Below are 10,055 nucleotides of genomic sequence, written 5' to 3' on the forward strand. Positions count from 1 at the left end.
CGAGTTGTCGCAGAATCTTTCCGGAGGACTCCATGGAAGGCAGAGGTGCCGCGCCGCATCAGCAGGATGGATCGGTGGCCTCGCCGCGCCGGTCCCCGAGCCAGCAGCGCAGCCGCGAGCGGGTCGAGCGCATGCTTGCCGCCGCCTCGGCGCTGATCGCGGAGCAGGGCAGCGACGCCATGCGCATGGGCGAGGTGGCGGAAAGGGCGGGCGTTTCGATCGGCTCGCTCTACCAGTTCTTCCCCGACAAGCGGGCGATCGTCTGGGCGCTGGCCGAGCGCTACACCGCCGAAAGCCAGGCCTGCATTGCCGCAGCGCTCAAGGATGTCGGCGACGCCGAGGGCTTGCGGCGAGCATTTTCGGAACTGGTGGACGTCTATTACCGTCTGTTCCTGGCTGAACCGGTGATGCGCGACATCTGGTCGGGCACGCAGGCCGACAAGGCACTGCACGCGCTGGAACTCGCCGACAGCCGCGCCAACGCGGAATTCCTGACAGCGGTGCTCAAGCGGCTGCGTCCGAATGCCGATCCGGTGGCGCTTGAGACGACAGCGCTGCTGATCTGGCAGATGGGTGAGGCCGCTATGCGGCTGGCGATCTCCGTTGACCGCAAGGAAGGCGACCGGCTGGTCGCGGCCTACAAGCGCATGGCGTTGCGAGAGCTGGTGGATGGGTAGAGACGAGCCGCCCTTGGCGTTTTTCCTGCCGCGTTGTCGATTGGCGGAATCGGCAATGAGAGCGTCCCCTGTCCCCAGGGAGAGGATGCCGGCAGGCAGCACGGGCCTATGATATTTGACGGCAGCTTTGTCGCGAAAAGTGCGCGGTCACCGAATTCCCGAATTGAATTTCTCAGCCAATTGTCGAGGTCGGCCCCGCCCCTCATCCGCCCGCCGGCACCTTCTCCCCGTATAGTGACGGGGAGAAGGGAGCTCTGGTCAACAAAAAACCCGCCTCGAAGGCGGGTTCTTGATCTGCGACAAGGCAGGAATAGGCTTAAAGGCCGAAACCTTCGAAGCGCTTCTTGAACTTCGACAGGCGGCCGCCGCGGTCGAGCAGGGTCTGCTGGCCGCCGGTCCAGGCCGGGTGCGTGGTCGGGTCGATATCGAGGTTCATCGTATCGCCTTCCTTGCCCCAGGTCGAACGGGTCAGGTATTCGGTGCCGTCGGTCATGACGACCTTGATGGTGTGGTAGTCGGGATGGATATCGGTCTTCATGGTTCTGTTCCTGGCTTACCGGCGCTGCCGACGGGCCCAAGGCCTGCGTCGATGCGCCCCTTTTTAAAACTCGAAGCCGCAGCTATTGAGGAGCCGCGGCTTCTAAAACGGTCGGCGAGCCTATACATCAGCCGGAATTGAATCACAAGGCCGCGGCACGCGCATATTCGAAGCGCATAGCCGAAGGTGGCCAGAGGAAACGGTCATGGCGAACATCAGTGGCGAGGAAGACGGGCGCAGACGCTCGCTCGGCCCTCTGAGACGCCTTTATCCTTACATCTTCCGCTACCGCAAGATGGTCATCGGCGCGATCATATCGCTGGTCGTAGCGGCGGCAACGACGCTGGCCTTGCCAATGGCCGTGCGCCGTATGATCGACCATGGCTTTTCCGCCTCCGATTCCAAATTCATCGCTGAATATTTCGCCATGCTGGTGGTGATGGCCGCATTGCTGGCTGCGGCCTCGGCCAGCCGCTATTATTTCGTCATCACCCTCGGCGAGCGGGTGGTCGCCGACATCCGCCGCGACGTTTTCGCTCATGTTACGACGCTGTCGCCGGCCTTCTTCGACACGGCCCAGTCGGGCGAGATCGTGTCGCGTCTTGCCGCCGACACCACGCAGGTGAAGTCGGCGGTCGGCGCCACCGCCTCGGTGGCGCTGCGCAACGTCATCCTCGGTCTCGGCGCCGTGGCGATGATGGTGTTCACCAGCCCGAAACTGTCCGGCCTGGTCATCGCTGCCATCCCGCTCATCGTGCTGCCACTGGTCGCCTTCGGCCGTTCGGTCAGGCGCAAGTCGCGGCAGGCGCAGGACACGCTAGCCGACGCCACCGCCTATGCCAGCGAGCAGATCGGCGCTGTGCGCACCCTGCAGGCCTTCACCAACGAGAAGCTGGTCACCGGGCGCTTCTCCGGCGCCGTGGAGGCCGCGTTCGAGGCGGCGCGCGCCTCGGTTTTCGCGCGCTCCTTCCTCACCTTCTTCGCCATCTTCATGATCTTTTCCTCGGTGGTGGCGGTGCTGTGGTTCGGCTCGCGCGACGTGCTCTCCGGCGCGATGTCGCCGGGCACGCTCGGCCAGTTCCTGCTCTATTCGGTGTTCGCGGCCGGCGCGCTCGGCGCGCTGTCGGAAGTTTGGGGCGAGCTTGCACAGGCGGCCGGGGCAGCCGAGCGGCTGACCGAGATCCTGGCCGAGAGCCCGGCGATCCAGCCGCCCGCCGATCCGCGGCCGCTGCCGGCAAAGGCGAAAGGCGCGATCAGCTTCGACGACGTCTCCTTCTCCTATCCGGCGCGCCCGGACCGTGCCGCCGTGCATGGCCTCAGCTTCCAGGTGAAGCCCGGTGAGACGGTGGCCATCGTCGGCCCTTCCGGCGCGGGTAAAAGCACCGTCTTTTCGCTGATCCTGCGCTTCTACGACCCCGAGACCGGCCGCATCGTCATCGACGGCATCGATTTGCGCGAGGCCGATCCGGTGGCGATCAGGCAGCGCATCGCCATCGTGCCACAGGACGTCACCATCTTCGCCGCCAGCGCTCGCGACAATATCGGCTTCGGCCGGCCTGGCGCCAGTGATGTTGAGATCGAGGCGGCGGCGAAGGCAGCACTCGCCGACGAATTCATCCTCAAGCTGGACAAGGGCTATGAGAGCCAGGTCGGCGAGCGCGGGGTGACGCTGTCCGGCGGCCAGCGCCAGCGCGTGGCGATAGCCCGCGCCATCCTGCGCGACGCACCGATCCTGTTGCTCGACGAGGCGACCTCGGCGCTCGACGCCGAAAGCGAGACGCTGGTGCAGACGGCGCTTGAGCGCCTCATGCAGGGCCGCACCACGATCGTCATCGCCCACCGGCTGGCGACGGTGCTGAAGGCCGACCGGATTCTTGTCATGGAAGGCGGCCGCATTGTCGAGGAAGGCACGCATCAGAGCCTGGTCGCCAAGGGCGGCATCTATGCGCGGCTGGCCAAGCTGCAGTTCGAGACCGGCGCCAGCGCCTTCAAAGGCGCGGCTGAATAATCGCCTCGGTTTTCATTCAGTTCAGTGCGGCAAGCCGCCGTTCGGGCCGGCGCGGTCCACCATGGTCGGCGTCGGCAGGTCGGTGCCGAGGTCGGCGGCCTTGATCGGAAAGTTCTTGGCGAGATCGTTGGCAGCCAGTGCTTTCAGGCGGGCTCAGTTGCCATAGCGCTTGCGCAGATGCTCCGTGAAATACGTTGCATTGAGCTTCTCGCCGGTGGCGCGTTCGAGCAGGTCTGGGGTCGACCAGCGCGACCCCTGCGACCAGATCCTTTCACGCCGCCAGGCGTTGATGGCGCTGAAGTCGCCCCTGGCGAGGTCGTCGTCGGCGGACGGATGCTCACGGGTCAGCGCCGCCCATTGCTGTGCCGCCATCATGGCACCTAGCGTATAGGACGGGAAATAGCCGAAGGCGGCGCCCGGCCAGTGCACATCCTGCATCGGTCCGTCGGCTGGATTGTCCAGGGTCGACAGGCCGAGATAGTTGCGCATCCTGCCGTCCCAGGCCTCGGGCAGGTCGGCAACCTCCAGCCGTCCCGAGACGAGTTCCTGCTCCAGTTCGTAGCGCAGGATGACATGCAGCGGGTAGGTGACCTCGTCGGCATCGACGCGGATCAGGCCGCGCTCGACCCGGTGCACATGCGGCAGGATGTCGTCGATCGACCAGGTCTCGCCGAGATGCTTCTCGACCACCGGCAGGGCCCAGCGCCAGAAGGCCGGATTGCGGCCGACCTGCTTTTCGACGAACAGGCTCTGGCTTTCGTGCACGGCCATGCCGCGCGCCTTGCCAAGCGGCCAGTGCGCCCAGGCCTTGGGTAGGTTCTGCTCGTAAAGCGCATGGCCGGTCTCGTGCAGCACGCCCATCAGCGCCGACAGGAAATCGGTGGTCTTGTAGCGGGTGGTGATGCGCACGTCGCTCGGCACGCCGCCGCAGAAGGGGTGATGCGACACCGACAGCGAGCCATGGGTGAGGTCGAAACCGACCGCCGCCATCATGGCAAGGCCGAGCTCGCGCTGACGCTCGATCGCATAGTTGCCGGAAAGCGGCTTCAGCGGATGCTTCGCCAGCCGCTCCTCCTGCAACGCCAGCGCCTCCGGCACGAAGCCCTTGAGGAAGGCCTTCAGCTCCGCGAAGACCGGCGTGATGTCGACGGCGCGGTTGCCGGGGTCATATTGCTCCATCAGCGCGTCATAGGGATCGAGCCCAAGCGCATCGGCGCGCAAGGCCGCTTCCTCGCGCACCAGGGCGATCACGCCTTCCAGCGCCGGCTGGAAACCCGCCCAGTCGTTTTTGGCGCGCAGGTCGCGCCAGAGCTGCTCGGAGCGCATGCGCGCCGTCGTCTGCCGCTCGACGAACTCGACCGGCAGGCAGGTCATGTTGGTGTATTGCCGGCGCAGTTCCCTGACCGCCGCCTGCTGCTCCTCGTTCAGCGCCTCCTCTTCCGCCGCAGCGATCCAGTCGCCGATCTCCGGCGCCGTCGCCCGGGCATGCAGCATCCCGGCGAGCGCCGACATCGCCTCGGCGCGCTTCTCGCCGCCGCCGACCGCCATATGTGTCGCCTCGTCGGCGCCGAGGATGGCGAGCGCATGTTCCAGCGCTTCGAGCTTGTGGCCGAGGTCGTCGAGTTTCTGAAAGGACATGGCGGTTCCAGTCTGGTCTGCTATCGAATTGGACGGCGCGAAAAGATACCAACGCGCCAGCCTTGGCAACCCCGACGAGGTGCCCGAGCCGCCTTGCGCGGGCAAGCTGCGGCGTGATCAATGTTGGCAACGAAGCGGAGGGGAAAATGATAGGCAACATCCTGGTCGCGCTGGTGGCGCTGATCCACTGCTACATCGTCTATCTGGAGATGGTGCTGTGGGATACGCCGCAGGGCCACAAGGCGTTCAAGCTGACGCCGGATTTCGCCAAGGCGTCCAAGGTGCTGGCCGCTAATCAGGGGCTCTACAACGGGTTTCTCGCCGCCGGGCTGATCTGGGGGCTCTATCTCGGCGCGGCCGGCTTCCAGGTCAAGATGTTCTTCCTGATCTGCGTCGCCATCGCCGGTCTCTATGGAGCGGCGACCGTCGGCAGGAAGATCCTGTTCATCCAGACCGTGCCGGCCGCGCTCGGCATCATCGCGCTCTGGCTGGGCTGGTAAAAAGGACGCCCTTGGGACGGAGTTCCCTCGGGCGCCAGGTGTCCCTTCCTCGGGTCGAGCGATCAGCCGTTGGGATAGTGCCCGCCGTCCGCGCCGTCGCCCATCAGGAAGCCGGCCCCGGTGTCGATGCGAAGCGCCTGGTCAACATCGTCGAGACGGCGCAGCAAATCATGATACTGCGCTGCCGGTATCCTGCCATGATCCGCGGCGGCCGTTTTCGCGGCGGCCTGGCTGATCTGGGCGGCGCGCATGCGCAACGTCTGTGCCTCGGCCGGCGTAATCGCATTCTGCTGCCGCGCATCGGTGATGCCCTGGTCGAGGCCCTGCACCTGCTCGATCAGGCCTGTCACGCGCGGACCGGTGAAATCGGTGGGATCGGGCGCGTCGAGAGCGCCCTTGTGATGTCCGGCAGCGTAAGCGCCGGCGAGCGGGGCCGTGACGAGAATTGCGGCAAGCGTGGCAGTCCTGAGAGAGAATGAAACGCGCATGGCGGCGCATCCTTTTGCTGGGGAAGGGAGCGGCCGCGCTGCTCCGCTTTCCGACCTTGTGGGCCGTCGGTTCCGTCGTGCCGCGATGGGAGGCATCGCCGGCGGTTCTCGGCCCTGCGCGGCAAGCTAGGAGCGCCCAGCCGCGAAGTGTAATTAAGAAAAGATAATGTTTTCAGGACTTGCCGGTCACGCATCTGCGCCCTAGCGTTGAGTCTGTGAACAAATTCTCGTGATACGTGATCACCGTTCAGTGAGCTTCAGCTCGATGCGGCGGTTCTTGCTGCGCGCCTCGTCGGTGTCGGCTGGATCGAGTGGCTGGAATTCACCGAAGCCGGCCGCGACCAACCGATTGGCCGGCACGCCGTTCTCGATCAGGAACTTCACCACCGAGGTCGAGCGCGCCGTCGACAGCTCCCAATTGTCGCGATAGCGGCCGGCACCCGAGAGTGGCTTGTTGTCGGTATGGCCGTCGACGCGCAGCACCCAGTTGATCTCCGGCGGGATTTCCTTCTGCAATTCGATGATGGCGTCGGCGAGCTTCTTCATTTCAACCTTACCGGCATCGTTGATCTCTTCGGAGCCGGTCGGGAACAGCACCTCCGACTGGAAGACGAAGCGATCGCCGACGATGCGGATATTCTCGCGATCGGCGAGGATCTCACGCAGGCGGCCGAAGAAGTCGGAGCGGTAGCGGTTCAGCTCCTGCACGCGCTGCGCCAGCGCGACATTGAGGCGGCGGCCGAGGTCGGCGATCTTGGTGTTGGAGTCGCGGTCGCGCGCTTCCGAAACGTTGAGCGCGTCCTCGAGCGCACCGATCTGCTTGCGCAGGGCGGCGATCTGCTGGTTCAGGATCTCGACCTGGCTGAGCGCCTGCTGGCTGATCTGGCGCTGGCTGTCGAGCTCGCCGGAGAGGGCGGCGGCGCGCTGGTTGGCGGCGTCGCCGGCGCCGGCGCCTTGCGCCAGCAGTTGTTCGAGCCGGCTCTTTTCCGCCTCCGACGCCGATAGCGAGGCCTGCAGATTGGCGAGAGAATCCTCCCTGTCCTGCGTCGTAGAGCGCTCCAGCGCCAGAAGCTGGGTCAGTTCGTTGATCTGCGAATTGAGCCGGTTGAGCACCGTGTCCTTGCCGGAGATCTCGCGGCCGAGCAGGAACTGCGCCAGCACGAAGACGGTGAGCAGGAACATGATCGCCAGAAGCAGTGTCGATAGCGCGTCGACGAAGCCCGGCCAATAGTCGATGCGGCGATCGGCGCGCCGCCTTGCCAGCGCCACGTCAGTGCACTCCCGGCTTCTTCAGCGCGTCGGCGATCTTTTCCAGCGTGTTGCGCATCGCCTTCTGCTCGTCGGACTGCGCTTCGACCCAGTCGCGCATGATCTGCTGTTCCGAACGCATGTTCTTGACCAGGCCCGAAATACCGTCGGCGAGGTTGGCCATCGCGGTGGCGACGCGCGGATTGGAGCCGCCGCCATTCTCCTGCAGGCTGCGCAGCCTTTCCGACAGCAGGCGGATCTCGTCGGAGGGCTCGGTCCTGGCCGAGTCGGAGACGACGATATCGTGCGACAGATCGGTGACCGAGGACAGCCAGTTTTCCAGCTCGGTGTAGAAGCGGGTCTGGGCACGGCCGGCCTGCAGGTCGAGGAAGCCGAGCACAAGCGAGCCGGAGAGGCCGAATAGCGAGGACGAAAACGCCGTGCCCATGCCTGCGAGCGGCGCGGCAAGCCCTTGCTTCAGCGAATCGAGCACGGCGGCGGCGTCGCCGGTGCCGGGATCGAGCGATTCGATGGTCTCTCGGATCGAGCCGATGGTGTTGAGCAGACCCCAGAAGGTGCCGAGCAGGCCAAGGAACACAAGCAGCCCGACGAGGTAGCGCGAGGTGTCGCGGCTTTCGTCGAGGCGAGTGGCGATGGAATCGAGCATCGTGCGCATCGAGCTGGTCGAGAAGGCCACCGTCGACGAGCGGCCGATCATCGCCTTCATTGGCGCGAGCAGCACAGGCTCCGTGGTCTCCGAACCGGCGCGGAAGGAGTTGACCCAGCGCACCTCGCGAAACAGGCGCCCGACCTGGACGAAGGCCAAGAGGATGCCGACCACCAGCACGCCGATGATCAGGCCGTTGAGGCCGGGATTGGTGACGAAGGCGGTCGAGATCTGGCGGGTGAGGATAGCGGCGATGAATGCAACGATGATCAGGAAGATCACCATGGTGAGCAGGAAGACCTGCGGGCTCGACAATTTGTGCGGATCGTAGATCAGAACGTCGGAGCGCCTGCCCATGCCGAAGGATCTGAGAAAAGCCATCCGAACCCCGTTTCCGATGCCGCGCCGCCGATCAAGTTGACGGCAACTCTAAACGGAATTGTGACCAAATTGAATGGTGGTTGGCAATAATGCCGAGCCAGGGCTCAGAGCCTGTTCCATCCCTGATGGAAATCGGGATGGGACTCTACCTTCTTGTTGGAGCTGTTCTTTTCCGAAAACCGGTTCCCCACTTTCGGGATCACGCTCTAGATCCGGTTTATCACCAGACAGTCGACCATTGCGGCCAGATGCAAGCCGGCGCCGGTGACGACAAAGCCATGCCAGACGGCATTGTGGAAGCGCAGCCCCTTCCAGGCGAAGAAGATGACGCCAAGCGAATAGACGATGCCGCCGGCAACGATCAGCGCGATCGATGTCGTCGGCAAGGTCCGCACCATCGGGCCGACCAGGACAATGCCGCTCCAGCCGATGGCGAGGTAGAAGACGATCGCAAGCCGGTCGAAGCGGCCGGGGAAAAGCACCTTGATGGCGATGCCGATGGCCGCTGCCGTCCAGACCAGCACGATCATCGAGACGGCGAGCGGCGAGCCGTCGAGCTGGGCGAGAAAGGGCGTGTAGGTCGCGGCGATCAACAGATAGATCGCGGCATGGTCGAAGCGGCGCAGAATCCACTTCGCCGGCGACGACACCGGCCAAAGATTATAAGCCAGCGACACCGACAGGACGGTGAGCAGCGAGACGACATAGAAGGCTGCAGCGACATATTCGCCGGGGCCGGCATGAAAGGCGGCCAGCGCCAGGAAGGCCGAACCTGCCGCGATCGCCAGCACGATGCCCACCGCATGTACGATGCCGTCGGCGATCACTTCGGCACGCGAGTAATGCCAGCGTCCCACGAACGGGATCTCGATCTGGGATTGTGACCTGGTGTCGCTCATGAACCGTCCTGCATCGCCCTCATCTGGGCGTCTGCCGGACAGTATTTCAAGCTTTGGTTGCCGTTTTGCGACTGCGGCGCTTCAGCGCGGCGCCCGTCAACGTGACTTGCCTGTCAACGAGATGGCAGCGGCTTCTTCACCGTCTTCAGGAGCGCGCGCTGGATGATCTCGTTGCCGGCAACGACCGAGCCGTGCTCCAGCATCTCCTGCCCACCCTCGAAATCGGAAGCGAAGCCGCCGGCTTCGCGGATCAGCAGCAGGCCGGCAGCGATGTCCCAGGCCGACAGACCGACCTCCCAGAACCCGTCCATGCGGCCGGCGGCGACATAGGCGAGATCGAGCGAGGCGGAACCGAGACGGCGCACGCCCGAGACCTCGGCCATCACATTGCGCAGTTCGATGAGGAAATTGCCGTGCTGGCCACGGCCGAGATGCGGCACGCCGCAGCCGATCACAGCGTCGGTGAGCTTGGTGCGGCCGGCGACGCGCAGCCGGCGGTCGTTCATGAAGGCGCCGCCGCCGCGCTCGGCAGTGTAGAGTTCGTCCATCGCCGGATTGTAGATGACGCCGGCGACGATCTGGCCCTGGCGCTCCAGCGCGATCGAGATGGCGAAGAGCGGAATGCCGTGCAGGAAGTTGGTGGTGCCGTCGAGCGGGTCGACGATCCAGCGGTGCTGGCCATCCTCGCCCTCGATGGCGCCGCGCTCTTCCATCAGGAAGGCGTAGCCGGGTCTTGCCTTCGACAGTTCGGTGAACAGGATGTCCTCGGCCTTGCGGTCGGCCTGGCTGACATAGTCGCCTGGCCCCTTCATCGACACCTGCAGGTTCTGCACTTCGCCGAAGTCGCGCGCCAGCGAACGGCCGGCCTTCATCGCGGCCTGGACCATGACATTGAGGATCGCTGAACGCGCCATCTTGTTTTCCCGCTGTCCCGCGCTCTAGTCGGCGCGGCGGACGTAAGTGATTTCGTTGGTGTCGACGATGATGCGCTCGCCGGCGGCAATGAAGGGC

At 64.9% G+C, this 10,055-nt stretch carries 10 protein-coding genes and 1 pseudogene; 3 read left to right on the plus strand and 8 right to left on the minus strand.

Going from position 1 to position 10,055, the window contains the following annotated elements; translation table 11 throughout:
- The first annotated feature begins 32 nt into the window (after nt 1-32).
- Nucleotides 33-677 (plus strand): TetR/AcrR family transcriptional regulator, encoded by a 645-nt coding sequence (locus tag EN745_RS07505; protein WP_126057846.1) that lies wholly within the window; start codon nt 33-35, stop codon nt 675-677.
- A gap of 316 nt (nt 678-993) precedes the next feature.
- Here the strand turns inward: EN745_RS07505 and rpmE are convergent, their stop codons facing one another.
- Nucleotides 994-1,215 carry a 50S ribosomal protein L31 gene (gene rpmE, locus EN745_RS07510; RefSeq protein ID WP_126057847.1) on the minus strand — a complete coding sequence of 74 codons (222 nt, stop codon included), beginning with the start codon at nt 1,213-1,215 and terminating at the stop codon, nt 994-996.
- Between the two features lie 205 nt (nt 1,216-1,420).
- On the opposite strand from rpmE, the gene EN745_RS07515 reads away from it, so the two are divergent.
- The gene (locus EN745_RS07515; RefSeq protein WP_127420903.1) at nt 1,421-3,223 is read left to right on the plus strand and encodes an ABC transporter transmembrane domain-containing protein; all 1,803 of its coding nucleotides are present in this window, start codon (nt 1,421-1,423) and stop codon (nt 3,221-3,223) included.
- 153 nt (nt 3,224-3,376) lie between these two features.
- Here EN745_RS07515 and EN745_RS07520 read toward each other — a convergent pair whose 3' ends face one another.
- Nucleotides 3,377-4,861: a carboxypeptidase M32 gene (locus EN745_RS07520; RefSeq protein ID WP_126057849.1), complete on the minus strand. Its 1,485-nt coding sequence runs from the start codon at nt 4,859-4,861 to the stop codon at nt 3,377-3,379.
- Nucleotides 4,862-5,007: 146 nt separating this feature from the next.
- Between EN745_RS07520 and EN745_RS07525 the strand changes: the two genes are divergently transcribed.
- Entirely contained in the window at nt 5,008-5,361 is a 354-nt protein-coding gene (locus tag EN745_RS07525) for a DUF1304 domain-containing protein (RefSeq protein WP_127420904.1), read from the plus strand.
- Nucleotides 5,362-5,423: 62 nt separating this feature from the next.
- On the opposite strand, the gene EN745_RS07530 is transcribed toward EN745_RS07525, so the two are convergent.
- The 6 genes and pseudogenes from EN745_RS07530 to EN745_RS37595 form a co-directional block, all read right to left on the minus strand.
- The gene (locus EN745_RS07530; protein WP_127406765.1) at nt 5,424-5,849 is read right to left on the minus strand and encodes a hypothetical protein; all 426 of its coding nucleotides are present in this window, start codon (nt 5,847-5,849) and stop codon (nt 5,424-5,426) included.
- A 240-nt stretch (nt 5,850-6,089) separates the two neighbouring features.
- Nucleotides 6,090-7,118 carry a peptidoglycan -binding protein gene (locus tag EN745_RS07535; protein ID WP_126057852.1) on the minus strand — a complete coding sequence of 343 codons (1,029 nt, stop codon included), beginning with the start codon at nt 7,116-7,118 and terminating at the stop codon, nt 6,090-6,092.
- A 1-nt stretch (nt 7,119) separates the two neighbouring features.
- A complete protein-coding gene (locus EN745_RS07540) occupies nt 7,120-8,145 on the minus strand; it encodes a MotA/TolQ/ExbB proton channel family protein (RefSeq protein ID WP_126057853.1) in 1,026 nt (341 codons plus the stop codon).
- A gap of 206 nt (nt 8,146-8,351) precedes the next feature.
- Nucleotides 8,352-9,044 (minus strand): hemolysin III family protein, encoded by a 693-nt coding sequence (locus tag EN745_RS07545; protein WP_127406391.1) that lies wholly within the window; start codon nt 9,042-9,044, stop codon nt 8,352-8,354.
- A 113-nt stretch (nt 9,045-9,157) separates the two neighbouring features.
- On the minus strand, nt 9,158-9,958 hold the full coding sequence (locus EN745_RS07550) for an inositol monophosphatase family protein (RefSeq protein ID WP_126057855.1): 801 nt from the start codon (nt 9,956-9,958) through the stop codon (nt 9,158-9,160).
- A 24-nt stretch (nt 9,959-9,982) separates the two neighbouring features.
- Nucleotides 9,983-10,055 (minus strand): annotated as a pseudogene (locus tag EN745_RS37595) (elongation factor P); the annotation flags it as partial.

The organism is Mesorhizobium sp. M4A.F.Ca.ET.022.05.2.1 (genome assembly GCF_003998845.1).
Classification (GTDB): domain Bacteria; phylum Pseudomonadota; class Alphaproteobacteria; order Rhizobiales; family Rhizobiaceae; genus Mesorhizobium.

Excerpts from the sequence above, each read along its gene's own strand:
- EN745_RS07515 (WP_127420903.1), top strand. The coding sequence starts at position 1,421 with ATGGCGAACATCAGTGGCGAGGAAGACGGGCGCAGACGCTCGCTCGGC.
- EN745_RS07520 (WP_126057849.1), bottom strand. The coding sequence starts at position 4,861 with ATGTCCTTTCAGAAACTCGACGACCTCGGCCACAAGCTCGAAGCGCTG.
- EN745_RS07530 (WP_127406765.1), bottom strand. The coding sequence starts at position 5,849 with ATGCGCGTTTCATTCTCTCTCAGGACTGCCACGCTTGCCGCAATTCTC.
- EN745_RS07550 (WP_126057855.1), bottom strand. The coding sequence starts at position 9,958 with ATGGCGCGTTCAGCGATCCTCAATGTCATGGTCCAGGCCGCGATGAAG.
- EN745_RS07505 (WP_126057846.1), top strand. The coding sequence starts at position 33 with ATGGAAGGCAGAGGTGCCGCGCCGCATCAGCAGGATGGATCGGTGGCC.
- EN745_RS07545 (WP_127406391.1), bottom strand. The coding sequence starts at position 9,044 with ATGAGCGACACCAGGTCACAATCCCAGATCGAGATCCCGTTCGTGGGA.
- EN745_RS07540 (WP_126057853.1), bottom strand. The coding sequence starts at position 8,145 with ATGGCTTTTCTCAGATCCTTCGGCATGGGCAGGCGCTCCGACGTTCTG.
- rpmE (WP_126057847.1), bottom strand. The coding sequence starts at position 1,215 with ATGAAGACCGATATCCATCCCGACTACCACACCATCAAGGTCGTCATG.
- EN745_RS07525 (WP_127420904.1), top strand. The coding sequence starts at position 5,008 with ATGATAGGCAACATCCTGGTCGCGCTGGTGGCGCTGATCCACTGCTAC.